The organism is Photorhabdus sp. S10-54 (genome assembly GCF_963878145.1).
GTDB classification, from domain to species: Bacteria; Pseudomonadota; Gammaproteobacteria; order Enterobacterales; family Enterobacteriaceae; genus Photorhabdus; species Photorhabdus kayaii.
The window spans coordinates 63395-77895 of the sequence record NZ_CAWNXG010000008.1; the positions used below are offsets into that span (position 1 = coordinate 63395).

Annotated in this window: 11 protein-coding genes; 9 read left to right on the plus strand and 2 right to left on the minus strand. The window is 44.3% G+C overall.

Annotation, left to right across the window (positions count from 1 at the left end):
• The first annotated feature begins 3 nt into the window (after positions 1 to 3).
• Positions 4 to 474 (plus strand): hypothetical protein, encoded by a 471-nt coding sequence (locus AACQ83_RS06270; protein WP_112876466.1) that lies wholly within the window; start codon positions 4 to 6, stop codon positions 472 to 474.
• A gap of 449 nt (positions 475 to 923) precedes the next feature.
• On the opposite strand, the gene AACQ83_RS06275 is transcribed toward AACQ83_RS06270, so the two are convergent.
• Positions 924 to 1130 carry a hypothetical protein gene (locus AACQ83_RS06275; protein ID WP_158537761.1) on the minus strand — a complete coding sequence of 69 codons (207 nt, stop codon included), beginning with the start codon at positions 1128 to 1130 and terminating at the stop codon, positions 924 to 926.
• A 21-nt stretch (positions 1131 to 1151) separates the two neighbouring features.
• Between AACQ83_RS06275 and AACQ83_RS06280 the strand changes: the two genes are divergently transcribed.
• The 3 genes from AACQ83_RS06280 to rluA all read left to right on the plus strand — a co-directional run bounded on the left by AACQ83_RS06280 (position 1152) and on the right by rluA (position 7353).
• Entirely contained in the window at positions 1152 to 3500 is a 2349-nt protein-coding gene (locus AACQ83_RS06280) for a DNA polymerase II (RefSeq protein ID WP_112876464.1), read from the plus strand.
• Positions 3501 to 3695: 195 nt separating this feature from the next.
• Entirely contained in the window at positions 3696 to 6608 is a 2913-nt protein-coding gene (gene rapA, locus AACQ83_RS06285; RefSeq protein WP_112876463.1) for an RNA polymerase-associated protein RapA, read from the plus strand.
• Positions 6609 to 6702: 94 nt separating this feature from the next.
• Positions 6703 to 7353, plus strand: a complete 651-nt coding sequence (gene rluA, locus AACQ83_RS06290) for a bifunctional tRNA pseudouridine(32) synthase/23S rRNA pseudouridine(746) synthase RluA (RefSeq protein ID WP_112876462.1) — start codon at positions 6703 to 6705, stop codon at positions 7351 to 7353.
• 236 nt (positions 7354 to 7589) lie between these two features.
• On the opposite strand, the gene djlA is transcribed toward rluA, so the two are convergent.
• Positions 7590 to 8411, minus strand: a complete 822-nt coding sequence (gene djlA / locus AACQ83_RS06295) for a co-chaperone DjlA (protein ID WP_112876460.1) — start codon at positions 8409 to 8411, stop codon at positions 7590 to 7592.
• Positions 8412 to 8595: 184 nt separating this feature from the next.
• Between djlA and lptD the strand changes: the two genes are divergently transcribed.
• The 5 genes from lptD (at position 8596) to apaG (ending at position 14499) form a co-directional block, all read left to right on the plus strand.
• Positions 8596 to 10920: an LPS assembly protein LptD gene (gene lptD / locus AACQ83_RS06300; RefSeq protein ID WP_112876459.1), complete on the plus strand. Its 2325-nt coding sequence runs from the start codon at positions 8596 to 8598 to the stop codon at positions 10918 to 10920.
• Between the two features lie 79 nt (positions 10921 to 10999).
• A complete protein-coding gene (surA, locus tag AACQ83_RS06305; RefSeq protein ID WP_112876517.1) occupies positions 11000 to 12301 on the plus strand; it encodes a peptidylprolyl isomerase SurA in 1302 nt (433 codons plus the stop codon).
• Positions 12279 to 13298 (plus strand): 4-hydroxythreonine-4-phosphate dehydrogenase PdxA, encoded by a 1020-nt coding sequence (gene pdxA, locus AACQ83_RS06310; protein WP_112876458.1) that lies wholly within the window; start codon positions 12279 to 12281, stop codon positions 13296 to 13298. Before surA ends, pdxA begins: the two co-directional genes overlap by 23 nt.
• Positions 13291 to 14109: a 16S rRNA (adenine(1518)-N(6)/adenine(1519)-N(6))-dimethyltransferase RsmA gene (gene rsmA, locus AACQ83_RS06315; RefSeq protein ID WP_112876457.1), complete on the plus strand. Its 819-nt coding sequence runs from the start codon at positions 13291 to 13293 to the stop codon at positions 14107 to 14109. Before pdxA ends, rsmA begins: the two co-directional genes overlap by 8 nt.
• 12 nt (positions 14110 to 14121) lie before the next feature.
• Entirely contained in the window at positions 14122 to 14499 is a 378-nt protein-coding gene (gene apaG, locus AACQ83_RS06320) for a Co2+/Mg2+ efflux protein ApaG (protein WP_112876456.1), read from the plus strand.
• Positions 14500 to 14501: the final 2 nt, after the last annotated feature.

Here is a 14501-nt window from a genome sequence, read left to right on the forward strand (position 1 = left end):
GATATGTGGAAATTAAATACTATTGCAATGAGGCAATGGAACGAGCAGGCTTTTAATATTAATAAAACTCGCCATAAAGGTTCAAATGAAACCTCTACTGGTATAGTTGCAATGCAGATAAGACATGTAGCCGATATGATGGGGTTTGATTCAAACACATTAACCACTAGGGATCAGTTAGAAATTGCAACTTGCCTACAACTTGATGAATTTAATATTAAAATGGTCGCTCGACATTTAAAGGATTTAATTCTCTATGATTATCCTAATGCAGATACTAGCAACTTAACAAAAGAACAGTATATTATGGTGGGTTCTAGATATAATCGAGGAATAACAAGAAAAAAAGACAATTTTATTAAAGCAATTTACAAATCAAAAGGGCAAAGGACATTAGCTGAAGATGAATGGGTCTCATACGGAGAAGCTGTATATAATCGACTAGATCATATAGATAATTTATTGAATAGATAAAAATGAAAATAAAATTTACAGATATTATAACATTCGTAGTATTGTCATTCTTATCTTTCCTTATTATTAACGGATTTGCCTTTAATATTAAGGAACCTTATTTCGATTTTGGTTATGTTGATTGTGAACTTTGGCAATATAAAGAAGGCGGCATTGATATAATAACTCCTTTATTTATTTTAACTCCGCTTATCCCTTTTTATATTGCATGTTTCTACAAATCATTCGTTTTATTTAAAAAAAACAAAGTCAGATCTGTGATTTACTTCGTTTTTTCCGCTGTCTTTGCTCTTTATTGGTTCTATACTTACTACGCTAGATTTATGCTTTATTGCTAGACGGGATAAGCGTAATGATGTCTAACCTAGCGGTTTTATAAGTTTAACCCGCCTTTTAACTTTATTATAACCCCCATAAATAACTTAAACTTACAAGAACAAAAATAATATCTATACCCAATGGATTTCAAGATGCAGCGCGACGGCAAGGGAGCGAATCCCGGGAGCATAGATAACGATGTGACCGGGGTGAGTGAGTGCAGCCAACAAAGAGGCAACTTGAAGATAACGGGTATACATCACATCACGATATAGCGAGTTCAAACAACTGTACAAATAACCATTATCTAATGCTATATTTGTGGTCATTTTCAACAAATAATAAGCGCCTGCCTCTATATGCAACAGAATCATGCTGAACAAGGTTTTATACTGACACGCCATTGGCGGGATACTCCCTCGGGTATTGAGGTGGAATACTGGCTGGTGACAGATCAGGGGCCACGTCATATAAAAATTCTTCACCAACAAGCTGTTGCTTTTATCTTGCAAGTTAATATGCCGCAGGTGGAAAAAATTCTGGCGCAAGAGCGCAACTACCATCTCCGCCCACTTTCATTGAAGGATTTCAATCTCCAGCCTGTTGCCGCGCTTTATTGCCAGCAATATCGCCAATTACAACGAATTGAGAAAGTGCTACAGCAACAGGAAATTCAGGTTTATGAAGCAGATATCCGTCCACCAGACAGGTTTATGATGGAACGTTTTATCACTGCTCCCATCTGGTTCAGTCAGGCGCCTAATGGTAGCTATCAGATGAAACCTAACCCGGCTTATCGCCCAACATTGAAATGGGTATCCTTGGATATTGAAACCAGCCAACATGGAGAACTTTATTCCATTGGATTAGCAGGATGTGATCAGCAAAAAGTATTTATGCTTGGCCCTGCTAACGGTAATGAGCACCCGGTAAATTTTGACTTGGAATATGTAGCAAGTCGTCCGCAAATGCTGGAAAGACTCAACGAGTGGCTGGAAAAATATGACCCTGACGCCATTATTGGCTGGAACCTGATTCAGTTCGATCTGCGGATTTTACAAAAACATGCTGAACGTTACAGTGTTCCACTGAAATTTGGACGGGCCGGAGGGTTACTGGAGTGGCGGGAGCACGGCTTTAAACCGGGGCACTTTTTCGTTTCCACGGCCGGTCGGTTGATTATTGATGGTATTGAAGCACTGAAAACCGCTACCTGGAATTTTCCTTCTTTCAGTCTGGAATATGTCTCGCAAGAACTATTGGGCGAAGGCAAAGCCATTGATACACCCTATCAGCGTATGGATGAGATTGACCGCCGTTTCCAGCAAGATAAGCCCGCACTGGCACAATATAATCTGCAAGACTGTATTCTGGTAAACCAGATTTTCGATAAAACCCACTTAATGAAGTTCCTGTTGGAAAGGGCAACAGTTACCGGTCTCGCCGTAGATCGCAGTGGCGGTTCAGTCACCGCTTTCACCCATCTTTACATGCCAAAAATGCACCGCATCGGTTATGTTGCCCCAAATCCAGGCGGGAAGCCTGAAGATAACAGCCCCGGTGGTTTCGTGATGGATTCTCGCCCCGGCTTGTATGATTCAGTGCTAGTGCTGGATTATAAAAGTCTATATCCCTCGATTATCCGCACTTTTCTTATCGATCCTGTCGGTATGGTGGAAGGTCTGGCACAGCCGGACAGCGAGCATGCGGTTCCCGGTTTTCGCAATGCCTTCTTTTCCCGTATTCAGCACTGTCTGCCTGATATCGTGACGCAAATCTGGCATGAACGTGACGCAGCAAAAAAACAGCATAACGCCCCATTGTCACAAGCATTGAAGATCATCATGAACGCTTTCTACGGCGTTCTTGGGGCGGAGGGCTGTCGTTTCTTCGACCCACGCCTGACGTCTTCCATTACTATGCGCGGCCACGAAATTATGCTCCAGACCAGAAAGCTGATTGAATCTCAAAACTATCAAGTTATCTACGGTGATACAGATTCTATCTTTATATGGCTGAAACAGGCGCATGAAGAAGAACTGGCTCTCAGTATCGGCAAAGAACTTGCGCGATTCGTTAACCAATGGTGGCAAAAACACCTGCAAGAACATTTTGGGCTTAAAAGCACCCTTGAGTTGGAATTTGAAACTCACTATCGCCGTTTTCTGATGCCAACCATCCGTGGAGCTGAACAAGGCAGTAAAAAGCGTTATGCCGGTCTCAGTGATGACCGCATGGTCTATAAAGGTCTGGAAACAGTACGCACTGACTGGACACCTCTGGCGCAAAATTTCCAGAAGCAACTGTATTCACTGATTTTTCATGAACAACCTTATCAAGAGTTTATCCGTGGTTATGTTACCAGTACCCTAAAAGGAAAATTTGATGATAAACTAATCTACCGTAAAAGGTTGGGCCGTAAGTTGTCTGACTATCAGCGCAATGTACCACCCCATGTGAGGGCAGCAAGGCTGGCAGATGAATACAATCTGCAACATAACCGGCCCTTGCAGTACCAAAATGGGGGGTGGATAAGCTATGTCATGACACAATCCGGGCCGGAACCACTGGAAAATCTGTATTCATCACCAGACTATGATCACTATATCAATAAGCAACTTCAGCCTATCGCTGATGCTATCCTGCCGTTTTTACAGGATGATTTTATAACTTTACTCACCGGACAGATGGTAATGCCTTTTGGCTAATTACTATTTGGCTGATTACTATTTTTTGCAGGTGACGACCGGCTTTGCTTCCATTAACATATCGCCCCTTTGACGAGTGATAAGGGGATTGACGGGGTGTCTTGCTGTCTACCCATTATCTCCGTTAGATCAAATAAAAAGCTGTCGTCCTCCACCTATGAATAACATTATCTAACAGAAACTGAGTTAAAATTTATGCCATTTACCCTCGGTCAACGCTGGATCAGCGATACAGAAAGCGAACTTGGATTAGGAACCGTTGTTGCACTGGACGCACGAATGGTCACTTTGCTCTTTCCTGCCAGCGGTGAAAACCGCCTCTATGCACGCAATGATTCTCCTATTACCCGTGTTATGTTTAACTCGGGGGATGTTGTCACCAGCCATGAAGGCTGGCAACTCAAAGTAGATGAAATCCAACAAGAAAATGGCCTGCTGATTTATACAGGCACACGACTTGATACTCTGGAAGAAAATATCAGTCTGCGCGAAGTGTTACTTGACAGTAAACTTACCTTCAACAAACCACAGGATCGCCTGTTTGCTGGTCAGATTGACCGTATGGACCGCTTTGCCTTACGTTTTCGCGCCCGTAAATACCAAAGCGAACAATTTAAACTGGCTGAAAGTGGTTTGCGGGGTATCCGCGCAAGCTTGATCCCTCATCAACTTCACATCGCAAATGAAGTCGGCAAGCGCTACGCACCAAGAGTTCTATTGGCCGATGAAGTGGGTTTGGGTAAAACCATCGAAGCCGGGATGATCATCCACCAGCAATTGCTGGCCGGTCGTGCTGAACGTGTTCTGGTGATTGTGCCGGATAGCCTTCAACATCAATGGCTGGTAGAAATGCTGCGCCGTTTCAATCTGCGCTTTGCCCTGTTTGACGATAGCCGCTATATCGAAGCACGGCACGACAGTGACAATCCATTTGAAACAGAACAATTGGTACTCTGTTCACTGGATTTTGCCCGCCGTAATAAACAGCGTTTTGAGCATATGCTTGAAGCCAGCTGGGATTTGATGGTGGTGGACGAAGCTCACCATCTGGCCTGGAGCGAGGATACACCTAGCCGTGAATATCAGGTTGTCGAACAATTAGCTGAACAGATCCCAAGTGTACTGCTATTGACTGCAACACCAGAGCAGCTAGGACAGGAAAGTCATTTTGCCCGTCTACGCCTACTTGATCCAAACCGTTTCCACGATTATCAGACTTTTATCGACGAACAACAAAAATATCGTCCAGTTGCCGATGCTGTCACACTGCTGTTATCAGGTGAACAACTTAATAATAATCAATTAAACCTAATGGGTGAGTTGATTAGTGAGCAGGATATTGAGCCTCTGTTGAAAGCCGCCAATAGTAATAGCGATGAAAGTGAAACTGCACGACGTGAACTGATTTCCATGCTGATGGATCGCCACGGCACCAGTCGTATTCTGTTCCGTAATACCCGTAATGGTGTGAAAGGCTTCCCCCACCGGGAATTGCACCAGATAAAGTTGCCTCTGCCATCCCAATATCAGACCGCCATTAAAGTCTCCGATATTATGGGCGCTAAAAAATCGCTGGAAGCACGCGCATGGGATATGCTCTACCCAGAACAAATTTATCAAGAGTTTGAAGGCGAAAACGCTACCTGGTGGAACTTTGATCCCCGCGTAGAATGGCTACTCGGTTTTTTGATGGCAAATCGCCATGAAAAAGTGCTGGTAATTTGTGCGAAAGCAACCACCGCTCTGCAATTGGAACAGGTACTACGTGAGCGAGAAGGGATTCGTGGTGCTGTTTTCCATGAAGGTTTATCACTGATTGAACGTGATCGCGCCGCAGCCTATTTTGCTTCCGAAGAAGAAGGAGCTCAGGTATTACTATGCTCCGAAATTGGCTCAGAAGGCCGCAACTTCCAGTTCGCCAACCAATTAGTGATGTTCGATTTACCATTCAACCCGGATTTACTGGAACAGCGTATCGGACGTCTGGATCGTATCGGCCAAAGCCGTGATATCCAAATTAGTGTGCCTTATCTGGAAAATACCGCCCAAGCAGTCCTGATTCGCTGGTATCACGAAGGTTTGGATGCATTCGAGCATACCTGCCCAACGGGTCGTACTATTTACGATCACTATTATGAAACTCTGCTGAACTATCTTGCCAAACCCAATAACCAGGAGCAGGAAAAATTTGGTGAATTTATTGATCAGTGCCGTCAGCAACATGAGCAACTCAAACAGCAACTGGAGCAAGGCCGTGACCGGCTGCTGGAAATGAACTCCAATGGCGGCGAGCATGGTTTGCGGCTGGCAGAGAAAATTTCAGAGTATGATAATGATATTGATTTGGTGAACTTCTCTCTCAATCTATTTGATATCGTTGGTATCAATCAGGAAGATCGCAATGACAATATGATAGTGCTGACACCATCCGATCATATGCTGGTCCCAGATTTTCCTGGATTACCAAAAGATGGTTGTACTATCACTTTTGATCGTGAACAGTCATTGTCCCGTGAAGATGCCCAGTTTATCAGTTGGGAGCACCCAATTATCCGTAATGGGTTGGATCTGATCCTTTCCGGTGATACAGGTAGCTGTGCGGTATCCCTTTTGAAAAATAAAGCATTACCTGTTGGAACTCTGCTGGTAGAACTGATCTATGTAGTTGAAGCACAAGCCCCTAAACGCCTGCAATTGACCCGCTTCCTTCCACCAACGCCATTGCGGATACTAATGGACCTAAAAGGCAATAATCTGGCGGGTCAAGTGGAGTTTGAAAGCTTTAACCGCCAGCTTAATGCAGTGAATCGTCATACTGCAAGTAAACTGGTCAATGCGGTACAAAAAGAAGTTCACGCTATTTTGCAACAGGCCGAAGGTTTAGTAGAAACTCAGGCAAAATCATTGATTGAACAAGCAAAACAGGAAGCAGATGAAAATCTTGCTGCTGAACTTTCCCGTTTGGAAGCATTGAAGGCAGTCAATCCAAATATTCGTGATGATGAATTGGAAGCTATTGAAACCAATCGCCAACAGTCACTGCTTAACTTAAATCAGGCAAGTTGGCGTCTGGATGCTATTCGCCTTGTCGTCGTTACACACCAGTAAATATTAGCAATACCTGGAGGCTGGTCCGGGATAGGGTAACCTTCACTAAGGACCCTATTCCCGCGCCTCCTGATATTCAGCTACCGGAGCCTCAATGGAAGCTTATAATCCTCCTACCGATCCTTGGTTACATGTGCTCTATCAGGATCAATATATCATTGTGGTCAATAAACCCAGTGGGCTACTTTCTGTTCCCGGTCGGGCAGAAGAACATAAAGACAGCATTATGACGCGGATACAACAGCAGTTTCCAGCGGCAGAATCTGTTCACCGGCTGGATATGGCAACCAGCGGCGTAATGGTAGTTGCACTGACCAAAGATGCAGAGCGTGAACTGAAACGTCAGTTCCGTGAACGAGAACCGGAAAAAACCTATATTGCGCGGGTTTGGGGACGTCTGGAACCAGAAACGGGTCTTGTCGATTTACCGCTGATTTGTGACTGGCCGAACCGGCCAAAGCAGAAAGTGTGTTTTGAAACCGGAAAATCAGCCCAGACTGAATACGAAGTACTCGCTTACGAAGATGAGGCAACTCGAATAAAACTCTCACCGATAACTGGTCGTTCACATCAGCTCAGGGTGCATATGCTAGCACTTGAACACCCAATTTTGGGAGACCGGTTTTACGCTCATCAGCAGGCAAGAGCAATGGCACCTCGCCTGCAATTACATGCACAAGAGTTATATATCACACATCCGGTCTATGGAACGCCAATGCATTTTCAGTGTAAAGCCGATTTTTGATTAATAGACAAATACGGTAACCGAATCTAATGAAGCCAATATCAGACATAAGGCCAAGCCACAACAAGCCAAAAGAACACGGATATTTGCCATTTTTTTGCATTCCTCCTCAATTAAAACAAACAAAAATATAAAATATTCTAATATTTTAGAGGAATAAAAAATAAACTCAACAGCCATAGGGGATGTTATTCCCCTATACATTTAGTAACATGTTTTTAAAAATAAAAAATGAGCTATTTAAAACCCTTCTCTTTTTTAATGAGATCATAAGCTGCCTGAATTGACTGGGCCTTTTGTTTAGCAATCTCCATCATTTCCGGTGGTAAACCTTTTGCTACCAGCTTATCCGGATGGTGTTCGCTCATCAATCTACGATAGGCTCGTTTAATTGTCGTCGCATCATCCTTTTCACGCACCCCCAACACCTTACAGGCGTCCGCGAATGTTGGCCCCTGCGCAGCCCTCTGATAACCGCCATACTGCCGTTGCTGCCACTCTCCTCCTTCACCGAAATTGCGACCACCTTCCATCATGGCAAGGAATTGTTCGAATTGGTTACGAGAGATCCCAAGTTCATCAGCAATAATAAACAGTACCATCCTCTCGTTCGGATGCAATTGACCATCAGAAAATGCCGCCTGTAACTGGATCTCCAAAAACATGCGAATTAAGTCAGACCGGCCAAAACAGGCACGACGCAATTGTCTTAGTGTCTCACGCAAAGGAAAATTAGGCTCTTTACCTTCACGAAAAGCCTGCTGTGCTGCAATCCTGGCTTGTCCGTGAAGTTGCATTCGTTCCATTAACTGGCTCGCAAGCCGGATATCTGTTTCAGTCACCCGCCCTTTTGATTTAGTAATATGGCCCATCACCTGAAAAGTACTGCTGAAAAATAGCAGTTGGCGAGACTGATTATTTGCAAAAAAACCTTGGTTTCTCCGTACACTGGCCCTATCAAGCATATGGCCAATAAATAGACCAATGACAATACCCCAGAAGCCTGTTCCAGACACAACACCAAAGATCAGCCCAAGCAATTTTCCCCAATAATGCATATACTCCTCAATTCACCAATGCTCTGAGTGTAGTTTTGCATTATCATACTATTCATTCAGCTCTGTGCCTAACGGCAAGATAAGTAAAGGTATGACTTTACACTGGCGTATATTCATCGAGTACGCTAGTCTCTTGAGGTTTGCCCGGCATAATGCCACTGATGACGGAACCGCATAAATATCTATGAAGAAATGTTATCCAACTTTGCTGGCCACAACGGTATGGGCCGCACTTTATGGTCAGCATGCACATGCTGATCTCGCAGCGCAGTGTATGCTGGGGATACCTGTTTATGATCAGCCAATCATTAATGGCGATTTAAATCAACTTCCTATCAATATTCTGGCAGATGATTCACGCGCAGATTATCCGCGTTCTGCTAAATTTATCGGTAATGTTAATATTAAACAGGGTAATAAAACCCTGACCGCCGATCAGGTACAACTTGATCAAACAGAAGATAAAGTTCCGTTAAGAACCGTAACTGCAACGGGCAATGTCCATTATGATGATCCCCTGATTATTCTGAAAGGTCCACACGCTTGGTCTAATTTAAATAATAAAGATACCGATATGTATCAAGGTGATTATCAGATGGTCGGGCGTCAAGGACGCGGCACCGCAGACAAAATGAAACTGCGTGGTGAAAACCGTTATGCCATTCTGGATAACGGTACTTTTACTTCCTGCCTGCCGGGTAATGATAGCTGGAGCGTTGTCGGCTCCGAAGTCATTCTCGATCGCGAAGAAGAAGTGGCAGAAATATGGAATGCTCGTTTCAGAGTGGCTAACGTTCCCGTATTTTACAGTCCGTATCTTCAATTACCGATCGGTAATAAACGCCGTTCCGGTTTTCTTATTCCTAACGCCAGCTATTCCAAAAATGACGGCTTTGAATTTCTGCTGCCTTATTATTGGAATATCGCACCAAATTATGATGCCACGATTACACCGCACTATATCAGTAAACGTGGTTTAAAACTGGATAATGAATTCCGTTATTTAACCAAAGCAGGCACAGGAACCCTTGCTCTCGACTGGCTGAATAACGACGAACAGTATGTCAAAGACAAAAAGACAAACACACGTACCGCCAGAGAAAGTGATAATCGCTGGTTATTTTATTGGAGACACAGTGGTGTGATGGATAGGGTATGGCGTTTTAATATCGACTATACCAAAGTCAGTGATCCCGAATATTTTTCTGATTTCAGCTCTCAATATGGTTCCACCACCGATGGCTATGCCACACAAAAATTCAGTCTGGGCTATGCTCAACAAAACTGGAATGCCACGCTATCAACTAAACAATTCCAAATTTTTTCTAAAGATACCAGTAGAAAAGCTTACAGAGCAGAACCTCAGTTAGATTTGAATTATTACAAAAATGATCTGGGGCCATTTGACCTTAAAGTTTATGGTCAAGCGGCGAAATTTACCAGTGTAGGTAAAAATAACCCGGAAGCGACCCGCTGGCATCTGGAACCCTCCATTAACCTGCCACTCTCCAATGGCTGGGCCAGTATGAATAATGAAGTTAAGCTGATGGCGACTCACTATCAGCAGGATATTCCCAAAGCTACCGAGAATGCTGAATATAAAGAATCCGTTAACCGGGTTCTGCCACAGTTCAAAAGCGAAGCCAAAATGGTATTTGAGCGTTCAACGTACCTGAACAACAATTACACCCAAACGCTAGAACCGCAGGTTCAGTATCTGTATGTGCCATACAAAGACCAAGATAATATCAATAACTTCGACTCATCTTTACTGCAAACTGACTACAACGGCCTGTTCCGTGACCGCTTTTATGGTGGCCTGGACCGTATTTCATCGGCCAATCAAGTGACTACCGGTCTCACTACCCGTATTTATGATGAAGGTTTGGTTGAACGTTTTAACCTGTCATTAGGTCAAATCTATTACTTTGAACGTCCACGCACCGGTAAAGAAACCATCATCAACAGTAAAGATAGTACCGGCATGATGACCTGGGCAGGTGATACTTACTGGAAAATTAATGATTCCTGGGGCTTGAAAGGTGGTATGCAGTACGATACTCGCCTGAGCAGCGTAACGATGGGGAATGCAGTACTAGAATATCGCCGTGATGAAGACCGACTTGTACAGTTGAACTATCGTTTTGTTGACAGAGATTATATCCAAGCTACAGCTAAGAGTGCTCCGGCTTTCCAGCAAGGGATTTCTCAAGTTGGTCTGGTTGCAAGTTGGCCGTTAAGTGATCGCTGGGGTTTAGTAGGTGCTTACTATTACGATACTAAAGAACAGCAACCAGCAAGTCAGTTAGTGGGTTTGCAGTACAACACTTGTTGCTGGGCAATTAACGTTGGCTATGAACGTAAGATCGTTGGTTGGAAAAACAACAATAGCGAATATGACAACAAATGGTCATTTAACTTTGAACTTCGTGGCTTAAGTAACAATCATAGTTTGGGTAGCAAAAAAATGTTGCAGTCTGGCATCATGCCATACCAACGTGCATTCTGATGCTATACCCTATGGATTTCATTTTGATATTAAACATGATAAATCCGCTATTGCGGAACCTACATATGATGGGAAAAGTATGAAGAACTGGAGAACTCTCATTTTCGGATTGATGTTTTCAGTGAGTACTGCCTTCGCTGCGCCTCAGCAAATGGATAAAATTGCTGCGGTCGTTAATAACGGGGTGGTACTGGAGAGCGACATCAACAACCGCTTACAATCTGTCAAACTGGATGCGCAACATGCCGGCCAGCAAATACCGGATGAACAAACGCTACGTCATCAGATCCTTGAGCGTCTGATTATAGATAATATCCTGCTACAAATGGCAAAACAGATGGGGATCACCATTCCTGATCAAGCATTGGATTCTACAATTGCCAATATTGCAGCCCAGAACCACATCACAGTGGATCAAATGAAACATCGCATTGCTGCTGACGGAATGAGTTTCGATACTTACCGTGATCAGATCCGTAAAGAGATGCTGATAGCAGAAGTGCGCAATAATGAAGTCCGCCGTCGTGTCACCATTTTGCCTCAAGAGATCGATGCCTTAGTTAAACAAATTAGCAACCAGAATACTAACGATACTGAATTGAATATCAGCCACATTCTGATCCCATTGCCAGAAAATCCTGATCAGGCACAAATGGAAAAAGCCATGACGGTAGTGCAGAAAATTATGTCTGAACTTAAACATGGTGTTGATTTCGGTAAATTGGCTATCGCCTATTCTGCCGATCCACAAGCGCTGAAAGGCGGTAATATGGGTTGGAGTAGGCTTCAGGAGTTACCAACTCTGTTTGCTGAACAACTGCAATTAGCTCAGAAAGGTGCCGTTGTTGGCCCAATTCGTTCCGGTGTTGGTTTCCATATTCTCAAAGTTAATGACATCCGTGGCGGTAATCCAACCATCGCCATCACTGAAGTTCATGCCCGCCATATTCTATTAAGAACTTCTCCTGTCATGACCGATGATCAAGCGCGTACCAAGTTGCAGCAAATCGCCAGTGATATTCGCAGTGGAAAAACTGATTTTGCCGATGCCGCCAAAGAGTTTTCAGACGATCCAGGCTCCGCCCTGCGTGGTGGTGATCTCGGCTGGACTACCCCTGATATCTACGATCCTGCTTTCCGTGACGCATTAATGCGACTGAACAAAGGTGAAATCAGCCAGCCAGTTCACTCATCTTTTGGTTGGCATCTGATCCAACTGCTGGACACTCACAAAGTTGATAAAACAGATGTCGCTCAGAAAGATCGTGCTTACCGTATGTTATTCAACCGTAAATTCACCGAAGAAGCACAAAGTTGGATGCAGGAACAACGCGCCTCAGCTTATGTGAAAATTTTAGATGGCAGCGATGCACAACAATAAACCAATTGTTATTAATAAACCGATCGTTATTACCCCCGGCGAGCCTGCCGGGGTTGGGCCTGATTTAACAGTGGCTCTTGCTCAACAAAGTTGGCCAAGGCAATTGGTCGCTTGCGCAGACCCCAACCTGCTTCTCGACAGAGCCAGACAACTTAATTTACCTTTGCAACTACAAGAATATTCTGCTGACAAGCCCCACGAACCACAGGCTGCCGGGACGTTGACAATACTGCCAGTTCCTCTTCATGTACCCGCAATCGCTGGCGAATTGAATCAAGAAAACGGTAGATATGTCACCGAAACACTGGCACAAGCTTGTGACGGCTGTTTAAACGGGGAATTTTCAGCATTAGTCACAGGGCCAGTTCATAAAGGGAATATCAATGATGCTGGCGTGCCTTTTATCGGCCATACCGAATTCTTTGCCGATCGCAGCGGATGCCAACGAGTCGTCATGATGCTTGCGACAGAAGAACTTCGGGTTGCCCTGGCAACGACGCATCTACCCATTATTGATGTACCAAAGTCCATCACTTTCGATAGCCTGCGAGAAGTGATTACTATTCTTAACCATGACTTAAAAACAAAGTTTGGCCTGGCAAAACCCTGTATTTATGTTTGCGGTCTGAATCCTCATGCGGGAGAAGGCGGCCATATGGGACGGGAAGAGATTGATGTTATTATTCCTGCATTAGCCAGTCTGAGAGCAGAAGGCATCGTGCTGGAAGGCCCTTTACCGGCAGATACTTTGTTTCAACCTAAATATCTTCAACATGCAGACGCCGTACTCTCAATGTATCACGACCAGGGATTACCCGTGTTAAAATACCAAGGTTTTGGCAGAGCAGTGAATATTACATTGGGCCTGCCGTTCATCCGTACTTCGGTCGATCATGGCACAGCACTGGAACTGGCCGGGACAGGTCAAGCTGATGTGGGAAGCTTTATCACCGCATTAAATTTAGCAATTAAAATGATACAAAACAGTAATGAATAACAGAGTCCACCAAGGGCACTTTGCCCGTAAACGTTTCGGGCAGAACTTCTTAACCGATCAATTTGTCATTGATAGTATTGTTGCCGCTATCAATCCACAACCCGGCCAAGCAGTGTTAGAAATTGGCCCCGGTCTTGGTGCATTGACAGAACCGGTCGGCGAACGTATAGATAAAATGACCGCGGTTGAACTCGACCGCGATTTAGCCGCACGTCTACAAGTTCATCCACAATTAAAAGATAAACTTACCATCATCCAGCAAGACGCCATGACGGTTAATTTTGGCGAATTGTCTCAGCAAAGAGGGAAGCCGCTACGCGTCTTTGGTAATTTACCTTATAATATTTCCACGCCGTTAATGTTCCACCTTTTCAGCTATACTGATGCTATTGCTGATATGCATTTTATGTTACAAAAAGAGGTGGTAAACCGTCTGGCAGCTGGCCCCGGAAGTAAAGCTTTCGGGCGTTTGAGTGTCATGGCCCAATATTATTGTCAGGTTATCCCTGTGCTGGAAGTACCGCCAACCGCGTTTACTCCCGCACCTAAAATCGATTCAGCCGTTGTACGTCTGGTACCGCACAAAAGCATACCGCACCCCGTCAAAAATATTCGTATGCTGAGCCGGATCACGACTCAAGCTTTCAACCAACGGCGTAAAACTATCCGTAACAGCCTCGGTGATCTTTTTACTGTAGAACAGCTAACAGAACTTGGTATCGATCCAAGTACTCGTGCAGAGAATATTTCTGTTGAGCAGTACTGTAAAATGGCAAACTGGCTATCAGAACAACCTGAAATGCAGTCATAACAGGAGTCAATTATGATTAATACGCCCAGGGTTTCTATTCAGGTACAAAGTGTTTATGTAGAAAGCCAATCGTGTCCCGATCAACGGCGTTTCGTTTTTGCCTATACAGTTACTATTCGAAATCTTGGGCGCGAACTGGTTCAGTTAATGAATCGTTACTGGCTGATTACCAACAGCGATAGCCATCAAACGGAAGTTCAGGGGGAAGGTGTTGTTGGTGAGCAACCCATAATCCAGCCAGGTACCGAATACCGTTACACCAGCGGCGCGATATTGGAAACGCCCTTGGGGACTATGGAAGGCCATTATGAAATGGTTGACCACAATGGCGAACCATTTCGCGTTGCCATTCCGGTTTTCCGTCTGGCTATCCCAACGCTGATTAATTGATT

Excerpts from the sequence above, each read along its gene's own strand:
- lptD (WP_112876459.1), top strand. The coding sequence starts at position 8,596 with ATGAAGAAATGTTATCCAACTTTGCTGGCCACAACGGTATGGGCCGCA.
- apaG (WP_112876456.1), top strand. The coding sequence starts at position 14,122 with ATGATTAATACGCCCAGGGTTTCTATTCAGGTACAAAGTGTTTATGTA.
- rluA (WP_112876462.1), top strand. The coding sequence starts at position 6,703 with ATGGAAGCTTATAATCCTCCTACCGATCCTTGGTTACATGTGCTCTAT.
- AACQ83_RS06270 (WP_112876466.1), top strand. The coding sequence starts at position 4 with ATGTGGAAATTAAATACTATTGCAATGAGGCAATGGAACGAGCAGGCT.
- rapA (WP_112876463.1), top strand. The coding sequence starts at position 3,696 with ATGCCATTTACCCTCGGTCAACGCTGGATCAGCGATACAGAAAGCGAA.
- pdxA (WP_112876458.1), top strand. The coding sequence starts at position 12,279 with ATGGCAGCGATGCACAACAATAAACCAATTGTTATTAATAAACCGATC.
- AACQ83_RS06280 (WP_112876464.1), top strand. The coding sequence starts at position 1,152 with ATGCAACAGAATCATGCTGAACAAGGTTTTATACTGACACGCCATTGG.
- surA (WP_112876517.1), top strand. The coding sequence starts at position 11,000 with ATGAAGAACTGGAGAACTCTCATTTTCGGATTGATGTTTTCAGTGAGT.
- djlA (WP_112876460.1), bottom strand. The coding sequence starts at position 8,411 with ATGCATTATTGGGGAAAATTGCTTGGGCTGATCTTTGGTGTTGTGTCT.
- rsmA (WP_112876457.1), top strand. The coding sequence starts at position 13,291 with ATGAATAACAGAGTCCACCAAGGGCACTTTGCCCGTAAACGTTTCGGG.